16 protein-coding genes are annotated in these 19,672 nt (G+C 41.0%); 10 read left to right on the top strand and 6 right to left on the bottom strand.

Translation table 11 applies throughout. The annotated features are described in order from the left end of the window. Positions 1-158 precede the first annotated feature (158 nt). Positions 159-1,367, top strand: a complete 1,209-nt coding sequence (locus NST59_RS09610) for an MFS transporter (protein WP_341040585.1) — start codon at positions 159-161, stop codon at positions 1,365-1,367. A gap of 118 nt (positions 1,368-1,485) precedes the next feature. Here NST59_RS09610 and NST59_RS09605 read toward each other — a convergent pair whose 3' ends face one another. Both NST59_RS09605 and NST59_RS09600 read right to left on the bottom strand, forming a co-directional pair. Then, on the bottom strand, positions 1,486-2,841 hold the full coding sequence (locus NST59_RS09605; RefSeq protein WP_341040584.1) for an MATE family efflux transporter: 1,356 nt from the start codon (positions 2,839-2,841) through the stop codon (positions 1,486-1,488). A 59-nt stretch (positions 2,842-2,900) separates the two neighbouring features. Further along, positions 2,901-3,026, bottom strand: a complete 126-nt coding sequence (locus NST59_RS09600) for a hypothetical protein (protein ID WP_008359993.1) — start codon at positions 3,024-3,026, stop codon at positions 2,901-2,903. 82 nt (positions 3,027-3,108) lie between these two features. Between NST59_RS09600 and cdaS the strand changes: the two genes are divergently transcribed. The 7 genes from cdaS to odhB all read left to right on the top strand — a co-directional run bounded on the left by cdaS (position 3,109) and on the right by odhB (position 13,348). Next, complete coding sequence (cdaS, locus tag NST59_RS09595; RefSeq protein WP_039179307.1) at positions 3,109-3,735, top strand: sporulation-specific diadenylate cyclase CdaS; 627 nt, start codon at positions 3,109-3,111, stop codon at positions 3,733-3,735. Positions 3,736-4,139: 404 nt separating this feature from the next. After that, positions 4,140-5,465 carry a C40 family peptidase gene (locus NST59_RS09590; protein WP_039179305.1) on the top strand — a complete coding sequence of 442 codons (1,326 nt, stop codon included), beginning with the start codon at positions 4,140-4,142 and terminating at the stop codon, positions 5,463-5,465. A 78-nt stretch (positions 5,466-5,543) separates the two neighbouring features. Next, the gene (locus tag NST59_RS09585) at positions 5,544-6,122 is read left to right on the top strand and encodes a superoxide dismutase family protein (RefSeq protein ID WP_039179302.1); all 579 of its coding nucleotides are present in this window, start codon (positions 5,544-5,546) and stop codon (positions 6,120-6,122) included. A gap of 89 nt (positions 6,123-6,211) precedes the next feature. Continuing rightward, positions 6,212-7,090 (top strand): ATP-binding protein, encoded by an 879-nt coding sequence (locus NST59_RS09580; RefSeq protein WP_024422689.1) that lies wholly within the window; start codon positions 6,212-6,214, stop codon positions 7,088-7,090. A gap of 11 nt (positions 7,091-7,101) precedes the next feature. Then, positions 7,102-9,018 carry a vWA domain-containing protein gene (locus NST59_RS09575; RefSeq protein WP_064497476.1) on the top strand — a complete coding sequence of 639 codons (1,917 nt, stop codon included), beginning with the start codon at positions 7,102-7,104 and terminating at the stop codon, positions 9,016-9,018. Positions 9,019-9,242: 224 nt separating this feature from the next. After that, on the top strand, positions 9,243-12,077 hold the full coding sequence (sucA, locus tag NST59_RS09570) for a 2-oxoglutarate dehydrogenase E1 component (RefSeq protein ID WP_039179296.1): 2,835 nt from the start codon (positions 9,243-9,245) through the stop codon (positions 12,075-12,077). Between the two features lie 14 nt (positions 12,078-12,091). Further along, positions 12,092-13,348, top strand: a complete 1,257-nt coding sequence (gene odhB, locus NST59_RS09565) for a 2-oxoglutarate dehydrogenase complex dihydrolipoyllysine-residue succinyltransferase (RefSeq protein WP_039179294.1) — start codon at positions 12,092-12,094, stop codon at positions 13,346-13,348. A 35-nt stretch (positions 13,349-13,383) separates the two neighbouring features. Here the strand turns inward: odhB and NST59_RS09560 are convergent, their stop codons facing one another. From NST59_RS09560 to NST59_RS09545, 4 genes are all read right to left on the bottom strand, one after another. After that, positions 13,384-14,334: a bile acid:sodium symporter family protein gene (locus NST59_RS09560; protein WP_039179291.1), complete on the bottom strand. Its 951-nt coding sequence runs from the start codon at positions 14,332-14,334 to the stop codon at positions 13,384-13,386. A gap of 149 nt (positions 14,335-14,483) precedes the next feature. Further along, entirely contained in the window at positions 14,484-15,305 is an 822-nt protein-coding gene (locus NST59_RS09555; protein ID WP_341040583.1) for a superoxide dismutase, read from the bottom strand. Next, a complete protein-coding gene (locus NST59_RS09550) occupies positions 15,298-17,172 on the bottom strand; it encodes a terpene cyclase/mutase family protein (protein ID WP_341040582.1) in 1,875 nt (624 codons plus the stop codon). Before NST59_RS09550 ends, NST59_RS09555 begins: the two co-directional genes overlap by 8 nt. A gap of 300 nt (positions 17,173-17,472) precedes the next feature. After that, the gene (locus tag NST59_RS09545) at positions 17,473-18,957 is read right to left on the bottom strand and encodes an aldehyde dehydrogenase family protein (RefSeq protein WP_039179283.1); all 1,485 of its coding nucleotides are present in this window, start codon (positions 18,955-18,957) and stop codon (positions 17,473-17,475) included. Between the two features lie 212 nt (positions 18,958-19,169). On the opposite strand from NST59_RS09545, the gene NST59_RS09540 reads away from it, so the two are divergent. Both NST59_RS09540 and NST59_RS09535 read left to right on the top strand, forming a co-directional pair. Continuing rightward, complete coding sequence (locus tag NST59_RS09540; RefSeq protein ID WP_024422683.1) at positions 19,170-19,382, top strand: DUF6501 family protein; 213 nt, start codon at positions 19,170-19,172, stop codon at positions 19,380-19,382. 49 nt (positions 19,383-19,431) lie between these two features. Further along, positions 19,432-19,569, top strand: a complete 138-nt coding sequence (locus tag NST59_RS09535) for a YozQ family protein (RefSeq protein WP_080967843.1) — start codon at positions 19,432-19,434, stop codon at positions 19,567-19,569. Positions 19,570-19,672 lie beyond the last annotated feature (103 nt).

Here is a 19,672-nt window from a genome sequence, read left to right as displayed (position 1 = left end):
CTATACACCTAATTGTCTGAATATTAATCATTTAAAGTGCAGGATGTAATAAAAAATCTTTATAAAATGTCGCTAATCGTTTAGTCTGCATTTTTCGTGGAATGACAATCCTGAGATTCAGTAGAAGGAACATTTTATTCAAAAAGGGAGTGATTAAAATGGGCAAGCTAAGATTGTTATTAGCGGCAAACCTTATTTCTACTGTGGGTACTGGAGTTACTTCTTATTTAATTATTTGGTTGTTAGTAGACCAATTAAATCAGTCAGTATTATATGGTATTTTAACTATGGTTACGATGGCTTTTGTGTTCTTTTCCTCGCCCTTTTTAGGCAGCTTGGTTGATAGACACTCTCGAAAAAGCATATTTCTTAAATTAGAGATCATTGGTGCAGTCACGCTGTTTATTTTTCTCATTCTCTTTGATATTTCAAATCTTCTCAATATGATACTTGTTGTTTTATTGCCCTTGTATAATACGACATATGACTCAATAAAATATCCAACTTTATCAGCTCTAACTCAGGAAATGTTTAATCAAAGTGAATATAGCAAAGTGAATAGCAGTTTAGAAGTTCAAGGTCAAGCAGCATTAATGATTAGCTCTGGATTAGCTGCTTGTTTGATCGGACAAATATCGATGACCCTTATATTGATTATGAATGTGATCACATACGTTATCGCATCAATCCTCATTTATAAATTGCCTTATCAATCTAGCAGTTCAATTAAGGAACAATCCCATTCTACAAAAAGTGTATCATATTGGGCGAATTTCACATCATCACTTCAATATCTTTTTCATCGTAAAGTTATGTTTGTTCTTTTATTAACAACTTTTGTCCCCAGCATTGTCATTATTGTGGCAAATTATTTGGATCCGATTTTTGTTTATCATTTCTTGAATGAGGGGCCTTCAGTGATTGGTATCGCAAATATTTTTTACGCAATTGGAGCAATTAGCGCTGGCTTCATCACGTATCAAATGTCGAAGAAAGTCGGGGATATTCCGGGAATTATCTTGTTTATGATTCTTTTTGCCACCTCAATAATGGCCATTTTCATAATTCCACATTCATTCACATTTATTGCAGCAAGCCTTCTTTTGGGGAACGCAAATGCATCAATTAGAATTTTTAGAAAAAGCTATCTGTTTCATTATGTTGATAATGCGTTTATGGGACGTGTCAACTCTTTAATCAATGCGTTTAAGTTATTAGGTCAGATTTCGCTTATTGGTATTTTAACGATCACAGTGGTACCAGCAGGAAATTCAAATGTCGGCTATGTTATTTTATTTCTGATCGTCATTGTCTCTCTTTTCATCACATTCTATTTATATGTGAAAAAAGTCCGTAAATTAAAATAACAATGACCTTTTCACGCCTCCTGCTTCCGAGCAGTAAAAAGATAAGATCGAATCAATTAAGTTATCTACTGATGAGTAGTGAATCAAATAAAAAATCAACCGAGAAGGATTCGGTTGATTATGTATTAGAGAGTGTATATCGTCTTTCAATCAATTTAAGACGGATAAAGAGGACGATGGCACCTGCAGCAAGCCCAGCAATCAGCCCAATCCAATAACCAAACGCACCAAATGAGGTATATGTGCCAATGAGATAACCGGCAGGAAGACCGATGACCCAGTAAGAGACAAAAGCAGCAATCAGCGTATAATTCACATCTTTATAGCCCCGCAGAGCCCCTTGAATGGGTGCAGCAATCGCATCTGACAGTTGGAAAAAGATCGCGTAAATTAAAAAGTGCTGTGTCATTTGTAAAACAGCTGATTCAGCTGTGTATAAACCAGCGATCTCTGGTCTGAATAACAAAATGAGTGCGGCTGTACATAATGAGAATAATACCGCCGTTCCAATGCCGATATAGCTGTAGCTTTGCGCGTCTTTATACCTCTTAGCCCCCGCTTCAAACCCAACAACGATCGTTAACGCCATTGAGATACTAAGCGGTAAAATATATAGGATAGAAGCAAAGTTCATCGCTGCTTGGTGACTGGCGATTGTAATGGTATCAAAGTGACCCATTAACAGCGTCACTGCTGCAAAGATACTCGTTTCAAAAAAGATCGAAAACCCGATAGGAAGGCCAATTTTCAGTATTTGCCCTACACGGGAGATATTCATTCGAGGCAGTTTTTGAAACAAACGAAATGAGGCGAATGGCTCTGCTTTAATGACAATACAAATACTCATGATGAAAATCGCCCAATACGTCATTGCAGATGCAAGGCCGGCACCCGCACCGCCAAGCTTTGGAAAGCCAAAATTCCCAAAAATCAATACGTAATTTAAAACAAAGTTAATAGGAAGTGCTGTGAGCGTGATGAACATCGTCACGCGTGTTTTCCCTAATGCATCAATAAATGACCTTAGCACCGAATAACCAAACAGCGGGATGATGCCAAACGCAAGAAAGCTGAGAAAATGCCGGGCAATATCCTCTACAGATTGCTCGAGTCCAAGTCCTCCGAGTATGTAAGGAACGCTGATCGTACCAATGACAATCACAGCGATACTTAAAAGAAAGGACAAATAGATCGCCTGAAAGACAGCCCGGGGAACATCTTCTTTATGCCCAGCCCCCATCAGCTGAGCCACAATCGGAGTAACGGCCATTAAAATACCGGCAAGTCCTGTATAAACAGGTGTCCAAATACTAGAACCGATCGCAACACCCGCAAGGTCTTCTGCACTTACTTTTCCAGACATCACCGTATCTAAAAATGTAATAAGTGAAAGACCTGCTTGGGTGATTAAAATCGGAATCAAAATGGTTAAAAATAGTGTCAGCTTTGCTCGAATGCTATTCGTTTCTCTCATCATAAGTTCCTCTCTGAACAGAAATAACGAGAGGAATTATATCATGCTATGTAAAAAAATCAATTCTCCGTCGGATTATTTTTCTTAGATGGCTTCGTTTTTTTAAACATTTGGGCATAAATAAAAGAAAGACTGACAACACCTAAAATGCTGCAAGCATATTGGATGATTTTCTGAATGGTCATATTAAGCTCACCTCCATACAAATAGAATGTGCACAATTTGCTATTTTATAACAACAAGCGAAAGAAGGAGGGAAAAGGTCAGATGATCCACCGGACGAACGAAGAAGTCATATTTAAAGCAGGAATGAGAACACACTTGATGAACATTATGAAGGATGCAAGTGACATCATTGATTCTCTTGATGAAACAGAGCAGTGCTTACTTTGTGATCTCGAATCATTGCATGATCAGTTTAATGAAATGCATGCAGAGGCTTCGTCGTTTTATTTACAAGCGTATATGGAAGAATTCACACCAGGATTTGCTCAATTTTCTTTAGCCATTGAGCATTTATCAAAACAAAAGCATGGCGCACTCATTGTGATCCAAAGAAGGGATGAGGTTGAGGATTTTATTCAAAAAGGGACAAATCTTCATGCGAAAATTAGTGCTTCCTTAATAGAAAGCATTTTTTACCCGGGAAATCCACTTCATGATGGGGCTCTTTTAGTCAAAGAAAATACACTTGTTTCTGCTGCAAACGTGCTGCCGCTTACATCAAAAAAAGTGAGCCCGTCGCTCGGCACAAGGCATAGAGCAGCTATCGGACTCTCTGGTATGACCGATGCACTTGTTCTTGTCGTATCAGAAGAAACGGGGAAAATGTCGTTTGCGAAAGAAGGCGTGCTTTATCCGCTTACCGTAAAAGATCCGGAAATAAGAAAATAAAAATGAACGCTGCATTCTTCATTCGGAAGGATGCTTTTTTATTTGTGGAGAAAAAATAGCCAATTAAGCAAAAAGTCATTTGATACAGAAAAATTTGTCATGTAGAATAGAACTATGAAACTAGCAGCGTGCTTGTTTTGACAAATTTCTAAACGTCAACTTAAAAATTCCTTAAAAAATGTTTATAAATAAAACAAACAGCCGATAGAAACGATATGGCTTTGTTTTTTAGCATTTTGAGTTGGCTGCTTTAGCCTATTTGTTATTGCCCAACGTCTTCATGTCGAGTAATATAATAGAAATAAAGATAAAATAGTGCAAGAGAAGCAGAACCATTAAATGCTAAACTCGAAACTAGTACATAAGTCTTAATGAACCAAATTACGAAAGGCGGAGATTTCTTTATGAAGAAAAAAGTAGTAACCGGCCTCACAGTTTCAGCGATCGCTGGCTCAGCTGTGTTTGCTGCACCGGCAGAAGCACAGACGATCAAGGTGAAAAGCGGTGACTCACTTTGGAAGATTGCCGAACAGTACAATACAAGTATTTCGGAGCTTCAATCTCTTAATCAATTAAAAACGACAATGATTTTCGCAGGACAAAGCTTGAAAATTCCTGGCGAAAAAAGCAAGAAATCCAGTTCATCAACAGGATCAAAAGCAACGAAGAAATCAAGTGCTTCAACGACTTCCAGCTACACTGTAAAGCTTGGAGATTCTTTATGGCTGATTGCAAAAAATCATAAAATGTCAGTTGCGAGCTTAAAAAGCCTAAACAGCTTAAACAGCGACTTGATTCGTCCTGGTCAAAAGCTAAAGGTATCTGGCAGCACGAAGACGAGCGGAAGCCAGTCATCAAATTCAAACTCATCTTCAAACTCCAGCTCAAGCAATAAGACAACGAACTCAAATAGTTCATCGTCTTCAAGTACATACAAGGTTAAATTAGGGGATTCTCTTTGGAAAATTGCGAATTCGCTAAATATGTCGATTGGTGAAATCAAAACATTGAACGGATTAAAATCTGATATGATTTATCCGAATCAAGTATTGAAAGTAAAAGGGACGGCTGCATCAAAACCAAGTCAGTCAAAACCTACTAAACCAAGCAATTCAAACAGTAACCAGTCTTCTAGCGGGAAAACAACATCTTATACTGTAAAATCAGGCGATTCGTTATGGAAAATTGCGAATCAATTCAAAGTACAGGTTCAATCCATCCGCACAGCCAACAGCTTGAAAAGTGATGTGCTTAGAATTGGACAAGTATTAAAAATTAATGGTGCAGTTTCCGGCTCAACTGGATCGAACGGATCTACGTCTAACGGTTCAACAACTCCGGTCAACAATAACAAAAACGATGTACCAATGAACGCAAAGATCACGACAATGATCCAAGAGGGGAAAAAGCTGACAGGCGTTCCTTACAGATGGGGTGGTAATACTCCAGCAGGATTTGACTGCAGCGGCTTTGTTTACTATCTCATTAACAAAGTTTCATCTGTATCCAGACTAAGCACAGCAGGCTACTGGAATATGATGACTTCTGTTAGCACACCACAAGTTGGAGATTTTGTTTATTTTACAACGTATAAAGCGGGCCCTTCTCATATGGGACTATACCTTGGCGGGGGAGATTTCCTTCATGCAAGTGACAATGGAGTAGGGATCTCGAACTTAAGCAACCCATATTGGAAAAAAGCCTACTTAGGTGCAAAACGTTTCTTCTAAAAAAAGCCGATTTTCGGCTTTTTTTGTTTGCCCGCTGCTGTGATTGTCCATACTGATAACAAAAGGGGGCAGTCATAAATGAAAAAGTCAGTGTGGATGATCATGATATGTTTGGTCTTTACTGCGTCAGCATGTCATGCACCGCCGAAAAAAGAAATGACAGAAGAAACAAGCGAAGTTGCCGCACCTAAACAATCACCAGTCACGACGTCACTCATAAACGAAAGCGGGCAAAAAATAGGAAGCATTGAAATCAGAGAATCCTCAGAAAATGGGCTGGATTTGCATGTGAAGGCGAAAGGGCTGCCGCCAGGTCCTCACGGTTTTCATATTCATGAAACAGGAATATGTGAAACGCCAGATTTTGAAACGGCAGGAGCTCACTTTAATCCAACCCATAGAGAACATGGTTTTGACAATCCAAAAGGGCACCATGCTGGAGATATGCCTAATTTAGAGGTAGGGGCAGATGGACAAATCGATGTTGTCGTGAACGTACCAGATGTGACGTTAAAGGGAGGCCCAAATCAATTAATCGATCAAAATGGGCGAAGCTTTATCATTCATGCAGAAGCAGATGATTACTTAAGTAACCCTTCTGGAAACTCAGGGAAACGCATCGCTTGCGGTTCAATGACAAAAGAAATGGTAAAATAACAGAAGTCTAACCTTTATGTATTGAGTGCATAAAGGTTTTTTTAGTATACTTGGTGAGGAAAATGATCGAAGAGAGGAATTAATCATACATGTTTAACGAACAATCACTCCCAGAAGAAATTCAAGCAATGATTGAAGCAAAAGCAAAAGGGCTGGAAGAAGAATTTCGTCCACTTATTGGAACAGGCGGCTATGAATCACAGGATACTTCTATCATTCAAGATGCCATGATTGCATTAGCACTAGGAAAAAACGTTCTTTTAAAGGGGCCGACCGGCTCAGGTAAAACAAAACTAGCAGAAACATTATCCGCTTTCTTTCAGCAGCCGATGCACAGTGTGAACTGCTCGGTTGATCTTGATGCAGAAAGCTTGATTGGCTATAAAACCATTCATAATGATGGTCAGGTGGCTTCGATTGAATTCATCGAAGGACCTGTGACAAAAGCAATGAAAAAAGGCCATCTTTTATATATTGATGAAATTAACATGGCGAAGCCAGAAACACTTCCTATTTTAAATGGTGTACTCGACTACAGAAAAATGATGACAAACCCATTTACAGGTGAGGTTGTTCGAGCAGAGGAAGGCTTTGGCGTCATTGCGGCAATCAATGAAGGGTATGTCGGCACAGTGCCTCTAAATGAAGCGTTAAAAAACCGATTTGTTGTCATTGACGTTCCATATATCGGCGGCGGTATCCTGAAAGATGTGCTGCAATCTCAATCTGTTTTAAAGGATGAGCGGTTAATTGATCAATTCGTTCAGCTCTCATCAGACCTTATTACACAAGCTCATAACGGACAGGTGAGTGAAGAAGCAGCATCCATCCGCGCGCTCCTAGATACTTGTGATCTTGCGCAATACATCCCGCCGCTTCGTGCCGTTGAACGAGGGATTGTTGAAAAACTGGAAGATGACCGGGAAAAAGCAGCGGTAAGAAATATCGCCCAAACATTATTCGAGTGAGGTTCTGACTTGTGAAATTTATCAAATTTAATGACAGCAGAATCGATTCATTTCTATTTATGGAATTAACGGATTTAGCTAAAACGTTAGCAAAAAGTGATGATGTCGAGCTTGAATACGGTGTGCAGTCCTACTATGAACCGTTTGAAAAGAAAATTTTTATCAGTCATTTTTGGGATGATCGTAAACAAGAAGATATGCTAGCAGGGCTGAAAAGTGATGTGTTCCTTCGTGCAGTAGGGACCGTTTATAGTGATCTTACTGTATTTCAGGAGATCGTTCGCTATGCGCATACATTATCCATTCCTGATGTATGTAAACAATTGTTTATGCTGTTTGAAGATATCCGGATTGAAGAGCGGATTAAACATGGCCGCCCAGGAACAAAAAAGGTATTTAAACGAAGAAGAGAGCTGTACCGGCGTCACTTTAAGACACAATTAACGATTAACCAAGAACGAAGCATATTAACGGATGCACTCTTTTGTGCGATTTATGTGAAGCTGACAGCTGATTCTCCGCTCGAAGAGATTCCGCCTCTTCATGAGCAGATCAATCCGATGATTCCGTTTATTGAGTCAAGTCTTGAACGTGTGTATGATGCGGGTTCAACAGCAGACATTGCAGCTATTGTCAAAGAATTGATGGAAGGCTTTGATGAGCTGCTTGAAAAGGACATGCTGAATACGTACTTTTTCTTCCCTGAATTGGACTATGAACAAGCGGCAAAAGAACCACTGTTCCATGACTTAAAAAGAAAACCTAAATTAAGTGAGGACATCAAAGTCGACCGGGAAAAAGAAGGCGATGAAGACATTCACCAAGAGTACATGGAAGTATGGCATCGAGAAACCGAAGCGCCATCAAAAAGCTTCCTTCAATTTGATTTAGAGCATGGCGGTAAAAGTGATCTTGGTAAGGATGCAGCAAGAGAAGGCGATGACGGAGATCAGGCACTCGGAACTGTACAAGGCTCTGCAAAGCAAACACACCGAAAAGATTATTCAAAGCTTGAGGCGCTGGAAGAGGCTGAAGGTGAAGAAAGCGGAGCAGACGGTCATGAAAATGGAAAAGAGAACAAATATGCGTTTCCAGTCATGATTTCACCAGATCCGCCTATGCCAGAACAAATCAATGTATACAAGCAGCATGCGAAGGAAATTGAGCCTTACCAAAAACGCTTAAAACAAATGATCCAAAAAACTCTTGAACATAAAAAATCTTGGCCTAAAACGGACCTTCATGCGGGACGTCTCAGCAAAAAGCTGATTCGCTACTTTACAGAGTCTAATCCGCGTCTTTTCTATAAAAAACAAGCACCGTCTTCTCAGATTGATGCTGTTTTCACCTTATTAGTAGACTGTTCAGCGAGCATGTTTGACAAGATGGACGAGACGAAAAAAGGCATTGTTCTATTTCATGAAGCGTTAAAATCCGTACAAGTCCCACATCAAATTGTTGGGTTTTGGGAAGATACAAACGACGCAACAGAAACAAGTCAGCCAAACTACTTCAACACAGTCGTGTCGTTCAAAGATTCTTTATTTGATGCAGGGCCTTCTATTATGTCTCTTGAGCCAGAAGAGGATAACCGGGATGGTTATGCGATTCGTCAAATGACAAAGATGATTTTAAAGCGAAGAGAAGAGCAAAAGTTTCTGATTGTCTTTTCAGACGGAGAGCCAGCTGCGTTCAGCTACGAACAAAATGGGATTGTCGATACGCATGAAGCAGTTCTTGAAGCGAGGAAAAAGGGCATTGAAGTGATCAATGTGTTTTTATCCAATTCGCCGATAGAAGAAGCACAGATGAAAACCATTCAAGATATGTATGGCAAGTTCAGCATTTTTGTACCAGATGTCGATACATTGCCAGATGTTTTATATCCACTACTGAAGAAACTGCTGCATAAAAGCATTGGGGCATAAGGTTTTGCCCCTTTCTTTAAATTATTTTTCGGAATGATTTAAATTTTTTGTTTTTCTGTGAATTTTTTATCTTTAATTGAACAAAGAATGTAGAAAGTAATCCAAAACAGTGGTAGAATATTATTGGAAGCGTTTTATTACATAAATTTGGTCATTGTGTTCTGGAAGTTATATCGAGATAGTGTTCAATCACTTGATGATCAAAGTTGGGGGTAGTGTTCAAAATGTTTCAAAATGATGTGAAACAACCGTTGAGTTGGGAAGAATTTCATGGTCCGAACCTCGGCTATGTGCTCGAGCTCTACGATCAGTATGTCCAGGATCCTACTAGTGTTGATGAAGATCTAAGAGGCATATTTGATGAACTTGGTGCACCACCGAGTGAAATGAAGGAGGAAATTGGGAAAAAAGAAAATAGCGTAGTTACTTCTGAACAAATCCAAAAGATAGCATCAGTCGTTAAACTGGCAGAAGACATCAGAACGTATGGCCATTTAAATGCTTCCGTCAATCCTCTTCGCAAAGAAAAGGAATTACAAGAACTGTTTCCTTTAAAGGAGTACGGTTTAACAGAAGAAGATGTCAAGAATATTCCGATATCTATTATTAGTCCGGATGCACCAAAACACATTTCAAACGGCATAGAAGCCATTAACCATTTGAGAAATACGTATAAGCGTACCATTTCATTTGAGTTTGATCACGTACATGACTTCGAAGAGCGAAACTGGCTCTCAAAATCAATCGAGTCTGGTGAACTATTTAAGAAAAAACCATCAGATAAACTAGTTTCTGTATTCAAGAGATTAACAGAAGTTGAGCAGTTCGAGCAGTTTCTTCATAAAACATTTGTTGGGCAAAAGCGCTTTTCTATAGAAGGTTTAGACGCACTTGTCCCAGTACTTGATGAAATTATTTCAGAGTCCGTTACACAAGGGACTTCAAATATTAACATTGGAATGGCACACAGAGGCCGTTTAAATGTATTAGCACATGTGTTAGGCAAGCCATATGAGATCATTTTCTCAGAATTCCAGCATGCGCCAAATAAAGAGCTTGTTCCATCAGAAGGCTCTATCGGCATCAGCTATGGATGGACAGGGGATGTTAAGTACCATCTTGGAGCTGACCGTCAAATCAAAGACGAAGATACAAAGAGTGCGAGAGTCACGCTTGCTAATAACCCAAGTCACTTGGAGTTCATTGATCCAATCATTGAAGGAAGCACGCGTGCTGCTCAGGAATCACGTACTCAAAAAGGCTATCCAGTTCAAGACGTTGAAAAAGCGTTAGCCATCTTAATTCATGGGGATGCAGCATTCCCTGGAGAAGGAATTGTGGCAGAAACATTAAATTTAAGTCAACTTGTAGGCTATCAAGTGGGCGGAACCATCCATATTATTGCCAACAATATGATCGGGTTTACAACGGAAAGCAATGAATCTCGTTCGACGAAATATGCAAGTGACCTTGCAAAAGGGTTTGAGATTCCTATTGTTCACGTCAATGCAGATGATCCAGAAGCGTGTTTAGCGGCTGTTCAGCTAGCTGTAGAATACCGCAAACGTTTCAAGAAGGATTTCCTTATTGACTTGATCGGCTACCGCAGATACGGTCATAACGAAATGGATGAGCCTTCTACAACTCAGCCAATGCTGTACGATGCGGTCAGAAAGCACAAAACGGTCAAGAATATCTTTGCAGATAAACTTGTCTCAGAAGGTCTTTTGACAAAAGAGCAGCGTGAAGAAATCGAGCAGGCTGTGACGGCAAAAATAGAAGAAGCCTATAAAAAGGTGCCTTCAAAGAAAGAGCATACGATTCAAGAAATCGAACTGCCAGAGCCTGTATCAAACGGCTTCCCAGCAGTGGATACATCAGTAGAATTTGATGTATTGCGAAAGCTGAATGAAGAATTGATCAGCTGGCCGAATGATTTCCAAGTATTTGGTAAGCTGAAAAGGATCCTTGAAAAACGTGCAAAAGTGTTTACAGATGACCGTAAAGTAGAATGGTCACTTGGGGAAGCACTCGCATTTGCATCTATATTAAAAGACGGTACGCCAATTCGAATGACCGGACAGGATTCAGAGCGTGGTACTTTCGCTCAAAGAAACCTTGTTCTTCACGACAGTCAAACGGGTGATGAATTTATTGCTCTTCATGAACTGAGTGATGCAAATGCATCGTTTACTGTTCATAACAGTCCACTGTCAGAAGGCTCAGTCATCGGATTTGAATATGGTTATAATGTCTATTCTCCTGAAACGTTAGTGATTTGGGAAGCTCAATTCGGAGACTTCGCAAATGCGGCTCAAGTGTATTTCGATCAATTTATCTCAGCTGGCCGTGCAAAATGGGGACAAAAATCAGGTTTAGTGATGCTGCTGCCTCATGGATATGAAGGACAAGGTCCTGAGCATTCAAGTGGAAGAACAGAGCGCTTCCTGCAATCAGCTGCTGAGAATAACTGGACAGTTGCGAATCTGACAAGTGCAGCGCAATATTTCCATATTCTTAGAAGACAGGCGAAAATGCTGCTTCGTGAAGAGATTCGTCCGCTTGTCATTATGACACCGAAGAGTCTGCTTCGTAACCCGAACACATTGTCTGAGGTCCAAGAATTAACGGATGGACAGTTCCGTCCAGTTCTTGAACAGCCAGGTCTTGTACATGATCACGAAAAAGTATCGCGTCTCGTGCTATCTAGCGGGAAGGTATCCATTGATATTAGTGATCGTTTTACTCAAATGGAAGAGCCGAAAGATTGGCTTCACGTTGCAAGAGTGGAACAGCTGTATCCGTTCCCAGCCAAAGATATTAAAGGAATTTTAACAAAGCTGACAAACTTAGAAGAAATCGTATGGGTGCAAGAAGAACCGCAAAATATGGGAGCTTGGGGATACATTGAGCCATATTTACGTGAAATTGCGCCTGAAAAAGTAAAAGTACGTTACATCGGCCGAAGAAGACGTTCAAGTACGGCTGAGGGTGATCCAACTGTGCATAAAAAAGAACAAGAACGAATTGTATCTGATAGCTTGACTCGCAAAAACTAAGGGGGAAATGAAAAATGGCGGAAATTAAAGTACCTGAATTAGCGGAATCAATCTCGGAAGGAACGATTGCTCAATGGCTAAAGCAGCCGGGCGATTATGTGGAGCAGGGGGAGTACCTGCTGGAACTTGAAACAGATAAAGTCAATGTCGAACTGACTGCTGAAGAATCTGGTGTATTAAAAGAAGTGCTCAAAGATTCTGGTGACACTGTACAAGTTGGAGAGGTCATCGGAACGATTGCAGCAGGTGAAGCTGGCGGAAGCGAGTCCGCAGCTCCAGCACCTGAGCAAGCTTCTGCACCAGCTTCGAAAGAAGAACCGGCAGCTGCTCAAAAAGAAGAAGCAGTGAAAGAAGAGCCGAAAGCTGGTAATGGCAGAACCATCGCTTCTCCTGCAGCTAGAAAACTAGCGAGAGAGAAGGGATTAGACTTATCTGAGATTCCAACCGTAGATCCGCTGGGCAGGGTACGAAAGCAGGATGTCGCTTCTTATCAAAAGAATGAAGCACCTGCAAGTGCACCGAAAGCCGCGCCAAAAGCAAATGCGGCGGTGCAAACTGAACAACCAGGAAAGCCAGTTGAACGTGAAAGAATGTCACGCCGCAGACAAACAATTGCAAAACGTTTAGTTGAAGTTCAACAAACGGCTGCGATGCTGACGACATTTAATGAAGTCGATATGACAGCTGTGATGGATTTAAGAAAGCGTCGTAAAGATGCCTTCCTAGAACAAAATGATGTCAAGCTTGGCTTCATGTCCTTCTTTACAAAAGCAGTTGTAGCAGCACTGAAGAAATATCCGCTGCTTAACGCAGAAATTCAAGGTGATGAGCTTGTCTTGAAGAAATTCTATGACATCGGCATCGCTGTTGCTGCAAACGAAGGTCTTGTCGTACCAGTTGTCCGTGATGCAGACAGATTGTCATTTGCAGGGATTGAAAAAGAAATTGGTCATCTTGCGAAAAAAGCAAGAGATAACAAATTGGCTCTTAGTGAGTTACAAGGTGGATCATTTACGATCACAAACGGCGGAACATTTGGTTCTCTGCTTTCAACACCGATTTTAAACAGCCCGCAAGTTGGAATTTTAGGAATGCATAAAATTCAGCTTCGTCCGGTGGCGATTGATGAAGAACGTTTTGAGAACCGTCCGATGATGTATTTAGCTCTTTCTTACGACCACCGTATTGTCGATGGTAAAGAAGCAGTTGGATTCCTCGTTACGATTAAAAACCTGCTTGAAGATCCTGAGCAGCTATTGCTTGAAGGATAATTTTCCATTATAAAAAGCTAGCACCTGTTAAGGTGCTAGCTTTTTTTCTTTTCACTGTCAGGTTGTCCTCGTTTTGACCAATATGTCGCAAGCCATGAACCAGATAAGTTATGCCATACACTAAAAATCGCACTTGGTACGGCTGCGAGAGGCGAGAAATGTGCTGTTGCAAGGGCTGCACCAAGCCCGGAGTTTTGCATGCCTACTTCAATCGAAATCGCTCTTTGAGAAGGGATATCCATTTTGCACCATTTTGCGATCAGGTAACCAAATAAAAGACCGAGCCCATTATGTAAAATGACAACGGCCAATATCAGCAAACCAGATTGAAGAATCTGCTCTTTATTTGCACTGACAACCGCTGCAATGATCACCACAATTCCAGCAACAGATACAAGCGGCAATGCTTGAACCGCATAGTTTACTTGTTTTTTGAAAAACACCTTAACAATAACCCCTAAGATAATAGGAATAAGCACAACTTGGACAATCGACAAAAATAATGCCTCCGGTGATACAGGTAACCATGATCTTGCAAAGATAAAAATAAAAAGAGGCGTTAAAAAGGGAGCAAGAAGGGTCGATATAGTTGTGACCGCTACGGATAAGGCCATATTGCCTTTTGCTAAAAAGGTCATGACATTGGATGCAGTACCGCCTGGGCAGCAGCCCACAAGAATAACGCCTACTGCAATTTCAGATGGCAGCCGTAATCCGTAAGCTAATAGAAAGGCGATCAGCGGCATGAGTGTGTACTGCGCCAAAACCCCGATTAGCACATAGAGAGGTTTACGAAAAAGCTCCTTAAAATCTTCACCTGATAACGTAAGCCCCATCCCAAACATAATGATTCCTAGTAAAAAAGGGATATACGGTCCAATCTGAGAAAATACGTCAGGAAAAGCAAATCCAAGACATGCAAAGATAATGACCCAGATTGCGAAGGTTCTTCCTGCAAATTGACTAATGGTTAAAAGAATGTTCATTCATTGCTTCATCTCACTTTCCTCACATATCTTTCCTATTTTAAACGAATTTTCTGAAAAAACAACCCGTTCTTTATAAAGGTGTTGATAATTTAATTATGTAAACTAAAAATACCCCATATAAGCATGAGCCTATATGGAGCATCGTCTTAAAAAGGGGTCCACTTCACTTGCTGTGCTTGCTTAAGCCTTGCTTCTGGCTCACGCCAGTCAACTACACTCCACCAACGATCTACGTATTTCGGTTTTTCATTCAGATATTGAAGATAGTAGGCGTGCTCCCATACATCAAGGGCTAAAAGAGGGATTACGTCCCATTGTGACAAAAATTGATGGCGTTCTGCTTGTAAAATCTCTAATCGCTGGGATCTGGGCGCCCAAACGAGAATGGCCCAGCCGACACCCTCTACTTGTTTGGCCGCTGCTGAAAATTGAGATTTAAATGCGTCATAGCTGTCAAATGATTGTTCAATGAGACGAAGCATTTGTCCAGTGGGCTTTCGTTTTCCTGAAGGACTCATGGAAAACCAAAAAATACAATGTAAATAGTGTCCTGCACCATTGAAGGCAAGCTCTCTTTCCCAATGTTTGATCATTTTGAAATCATTGGTTCTTCTTGCATTTTTTAATGCAAGCTCAGCTTGGTTCAAACCATCAACATATGATTGATGATGTTTCTGGTGATGCAAATACATAATCTCCTTTGAAATAAACGGTTCTAGTGCATCATACCGGTAAGGGAGAGGAGGTAACTTATGATTTCCGGCTGCTACCTCTCGCATGTCTTCTTGTGGTTTCATGTCCTCAGAAATACGTTCTGCCAGTTCGTACCACTCTTGTTCACTGGAATGTTCATCATCCATTGAAAACCATAAATGGTCTACTTTCTGACGGATGTTGTCATCTTGAATCGCGGGTTGAATGGAGTTAAGCCACTCTTTGAGCTGCATTCGATACTGTTCCTTATTCATTCTTACGCCTCATTTCATCTAAAAATGTAGAACAAGTCATCATGGGAAAGACAAATGGGTAGCTATGATAGGTGATGTAAAATTGCTTTGGCAGGCCAATGCCCACTGGATAGTGCAAGGCTTCACTCGTGTGCTGATGATGGATCAAAAATGAGATGGCTTTTAAAATCGCTTTGTCATCTGGCTTCTCATATTGTAAAAGTGCCTCTGCTGCCCAAGCCGTCTGAACCACTGTGCCAAACGGGAGGGGGACATACGTTTTTACCTCTGCACTTTTACACGATTCTCCGAAGCTGCCATCTTCTCGTTGAATCTGCTTTAAAAATTGGCACGCTTTTTGAACAGCAGGATGGGTGGAGGGGATGCCGGCCGCTTTTAGTCCTGTTAATGCTGCCCACGTTCCATAAATATAGCAAACACCCCATCTGCCAAACCATGATCCATTTTTCTCTTGGTGATCTAGGAGCCACTTGACACATCGATCTTTTTGCCTGTGAACGGGTGGTGACATGTTTTTCTCTTCAAGACCAATGAGATGAAGCACCCGGCCTGTAATATCGGGAGTCGATGGATCGATCGCTGCATCCTCCGCAGATTCAAGCGGCAGATGTCGAAGCAGGAAGTGATCTTGATTTTTTTCAAAAGCAGAGAATCCGCCGTCACGGTTTTGCATGGAAAGAAGCCAATGAAATCCTCGTTTCCATTGAACTGGTGCGTATGTTCGCGGAATGGCTTTTAAGACAATTTGCGTATCATCACAATCAGGGTTATTTGTGTTGATATCTGAAAAACCAAAGCCTCCCGGGGCAGCATGACGGTTATGAATCGCCCAATCTGCTTTCTTCATTTGCTGCCGGTTCAGCAAGTATGAGAAAGACTTAGTGATGACTGGGTCTTCTTGTTTTTTGCCAGCTTTTTGAAAAGCGTAACTGACAAGCGCTGTATCCCATACTGTGGATGTGGAATTTTCTGCATACATTCTGCCCTGACAGACAGTAACTAGTTTTTTCATGCCTTTGACTGCTTTTAAAATGAGATGATGTCCAGGGGAGTACCCAAGACTCATAAGTGCATAGACCATAAAAATACTGGCACTTAAATAGCTGTACAGCGTGCCATCTTTTTCAAGGCGATCAAACATATATCGCTTTGCTGCTTCATATCCGAAAAAGTCCAGCCGGCTGTCGAGTGCTGTATACGATCGCATGTAAGTCAGAAAGTGTTGAGCGGAACGTTCTTCTCTTGCCATAAACCAGTCAAATGGATTCTTAGACATGTTTGCATCAAGGTGTGCCAAACTTGGAAATGTCTCATGAGAGGTATATCGTTTGTTGAGTGCGATCATCATTGGTACAAAGTGAATTCTTGCATATGCACTAAGATGATAAAAGTGCAGCGGAAAGTATGTAGGGATGAGTAAAAAGGAAAGTGGTGCATAGAAATACGGCCAAGGGTGCATGCCGTTGACGGCGAGCATCCACTTTGTCATAAAGTGAACGTTCTTTAATCCGCCTTTTGAACGTATATATTGCGCTGCTTTTTCCATATGAGGCTCATCTTGTTGAAACCTGCCTGATACGAGCATTCCGCAATAGCCCTGCACAGTGGCAGTTACATGTCCTGTTTGATCATGATACAAAGAAAAAGACCCATCCTCATTTTGTTTTTCGCGTATCGCTTCTGCTAATTGATGAACCAACGCCTGATCCGAATCACCGACAGCCTTTAACAGCATAATCAAAAAAGCATTTGTCATCATAGGACCTTCAAAGCAGAAAACAAAGGCGCCATCATCTCTTTGTCTTCGCTGCATTTGTATGTGCAATTCTTCGATAAATTCGTTTACTTTCAATTGAAAATCTTGCATATGCGGCCATGCTCCTTTCCTTTCATACTATATTCAGGAGCCGGCCTGTCACATGCAAACACAAAAAAAGCCGATGACAGGGTCACCGGCTCAGCGTGTAGACAAACCCTCGCATTCGGTGTCAGGTCTGTGCGCTGGTGCTCACGAATGTCAATTCGCTCCGCGCCAGTGCTCGTCCTTCCTAGACTGCAAAGGTTTTCTATCACGCTGAAAAGAAGACAAAGTGCTAAAATAAAAATCATTTTAGCACTTTGTCAACGATCTGAGCCGATGACAGGGTCAAAGGCTTTCTTGACGTCATTAGTCTTGGAGATTAATCCATACACTTTTGACTTCTGTATAGTTGTTAAGGGCATATGACCCCATTTCTCTGCCAAGACCTGATTGCTTATATCCTCCAAACGGGGAGGCGGCATCAAAGACATTATAGCAGTTGACCCAAATTGTTCCTGCTTCAAGACGTGCAGCAATATCGTGGGCATGCTTTAAGTTTTCTGTCCAAAGTCCTGCTGCTAATCCATATTCAGACTGGTTGGCCCGTTCGACCACTTCATCAATGGAATCGTAAGGAATTGCAGATAAAACAGGTCCGAAAATTTCTTCTTTGGCAATGGTCATTTCATCTTCTACATCTTTAAAAATAGTAGGGGAGACGAAATAGCCAGCCTCATAAGGGCAATCGCCACCGACAACGGCTGTTGCCCCTTCGGATTTACCTTTTTCAATATAGCCTAATACGCGTTCGTGCTGTTCTTTACTTACAAGAGGTCCAATTTGTGTATCTTGATGAAGACCAGCGCCTTGTTTGAGGGATCCTGCATATTTGGCCATTTGATCGACCACTTCATCATATTGGCTCCGGTGAACAAAGACTCTGGAGCCCGCGCAGCATACTTGACCTTGGTTAAACATGACGCCATTTAAAGCACCTGGAATGGCTTTCTTTAAATCAGCATCAGGTAAAATAATATTCGGTGATTTTCCGCCAAGCTCTAATGTGACCCTCTTAATGGTTTTAGCCGCTTTCTCCATAATTAATTTTCCAACGCTTGTTGACCCTGTGAAGGCAAGCTTGTTCACATCAGGATGTTCAGTTAAGGCATTTCCGGCTGTTTCGCCAAATCCAGGAACGATGTTAATCACGCCTTCTGGGAAGCCGGCTTTGTCCACTAATTCTGCTAAATAAAGAGCAGAGAGTGGAGTTTGTTCGGCTGGCTTTAAAACGATGGTGCATCCTGTTGCAAGTGCGGCACCCATTTTCCACATGGCCATGAGCAGCGGGAAGTTCCATGGGATGATTTGTCCTACAACGCCAACCGGCTCATGGCGGGTATAATTAAAATATCCTTGACTGACAGGAATGGTTTGTCCATTCATTTTTGTCGTCCAGCCTGCATAATAGCGCATGTGCTCAATAGCGAGGGGGATATCTGCATTTGTTGTTTCATTAATCGGTTTTCCATTATCTAAAGTTTCAAGCTGTGCAAGCTCTTCTTGATTTTCTTCCATTAAATCAGCAAGCTTGAACATGAGGCGGGCGCGTTCAGCGGCAGACATTGAGCGCCAAGGACCATGAAAGGCTTTTTTTGCAGCTTTTACTGCCTCATCAATATCTTTTTCACCTGCTTCATATACATCAATAAGGGTTTCGCCTGTGGCTGGGTTAGGAGTAGCAAAGGTTTTATTATCGTGACTTGTGACAAACTGACCATTAATGTAGAGTTTTTTCGTCCCTTGGAGAAAAGATTCGAGTTTTGAACTAATTTGAAGTGTTGTAGAGCTCATAAATAAACAAACCTCCTTAAAGATATGGATTGTTTTCTGCGAGTTCTAGGTGAGAAAAGCGGACATGCAACGAAACAGTATACGCACAAAAATGTAAACGTATACAATTATCATATTACACGACATGTTTGAAAGCAATCCATAACACTCATTGCATTTCGCGAAAATTTGGCTACAATAAATGTATAGATGAAAAAAGGAGTTTTTAAATCATGATCCATCAAAACTGGCAAACAGCTCAAACGTTAAAACAAGTAAAATGTGTACATACAAATGCGAAAAAATATATGGTCGACCGGGCATTAACGGTTGGAAGCACATATGAAGTGAAAAATGAAACAGAGGAATTCCTGTTTGTCGTTGATAATACGGGTAAAGTAGGCGGGTATTACAAGGAGTATTTCGAAGATATTTCGGCTGAATGATTTTGAGGGTCATCACTCATACTAAGAAAAACAGTAAAGGGTGATGATGATGAAAAAGCAGCAAAATGACGAGCAGCAAAATCAAAATGCATGGCATGAACACGAAGATGCTGATATGGCGATTACGCTTGAACAGATTTCCGATGTGTATGCCGAGGGAACGATTGATACACCAAAAGACGAATAGGTATTTAAAAACAGTGATTTGGCATAATCACTGTTTTTTTATTGGAATGATTCAGCATTTTTTCTCGAAAAGAACTGAAACTTTTTTCCTGCTTTAACAGTCT

Source organism: Bacillus sp. FSL R5-0439, assembly GCF_038008805.1.
GTDB lineage: Bacteria > Bacillota > Bacilli > Bacillales > Bacillaceae > Bacillus > Bacillus safensis.
The sequence above is the reverse complement of the archived record's forward strand: the minus strand, read 5'-3'. Positions and strand labels throughout refer to the sequence as shown.

Coding starts and splice junctions, on each gene's coding strand:
- NST59_RS09610 (WP_341040585.1), top strand. CDS start 159: ATGGGCAAGCTAAGATTGTTATTAGCGGCAAACCTTATTTCTACTGTG.
- NST59_RS09605 (WP_341040584.1), bottom strand. CDS start 2,841: ATGAGAGAAACGAATAGCATTCGAGCAAAGCTGACACTATTTTTAACC.
- NST59_RS09600 (WP_008359993.1), bottom strand. CDS start 3,026: ATGACCATTCAGAAAATCATCCAATATGCTTGCAGCATTTTAGGTGTT.
- cdaS (WP_039179307.1), top strand. CDS start 3,109: ATGATCCACCGGACGAACGAAGAAGTCATATTTAAAGCAGGAATGAGA.
- NST59_RS09590 (WP_039179305.1), top strand. CDS start 4,140: ATGAAGAAAAAAGTAGTAACCGGCCTCACAGTTTCAGCGATCGCTGGC.
- NST59_RS09585 (WP_039179302.1), top strand. CDS start 5,544: ATGAAAAAGTCAGTGTGGATGATCATGATATGTTTGGTCTTTACTGCG.
- NST59_RS09580 (WP_024422689.1), top strand. CDS start 6,212: ATGTTTAACGAACAATCACTCCCAGAAGAAATTCAAGCAATGATTGAA.
- sucA (WP_039179296.1), top strand. CDS start 9,243: ATGTTTCAAAATGATGTGAAACAACCGTTGAGTTGGGAAGAATTTCAT.
- odhB (WP_039179294.1), top strand. CDS start 12,092: ATGGCGGAAATTAAAGTACCTGAATTAGCGGAATCAATCTCGGAAGGA.
- NST59_RS09560 (WP_039179291.1), bottom strand. CDS start 14,334: ATGAACATTCTTTTAACCATTAGTCAATTTGCAGGAAGAACCTTCGCA.
- NST59_RS09555 (WP_341040583.1), bottom strand. CDS start 15,305: ATGAATAAGGAACAGTATCGAATGCAGCTCAAAGAGTGGCTTAACTCC.
- NST59_RS09550 (WP_341040582.1), bottom strand. CDS start 17,172: ATGCAAGATTTTCAATTGAAAGTAAACGAATTTATCGAAGAATTGCAC.
- NST59_RS09545 (WP_039179283.1), bottom strand. CDS start 18,957: ATGAGCTCTACAACACTTCAAATTAGTTCAAAACTCGAATCTTTTCTC.
- NST59_RS09540 (WP_024422683.1), top strand. CDS start 19,170: ATGATCCATCAAAACTGGCAAACAGCTCAAACGTTAAAACAAGTAAAA.
- NST59_RS09535 (WP_080967843.1), top strand. CDS start 19,432: ATGAAAAAGCAGCAAAATGACGAGCAGCAAAATCAAAATGCATGGCAT.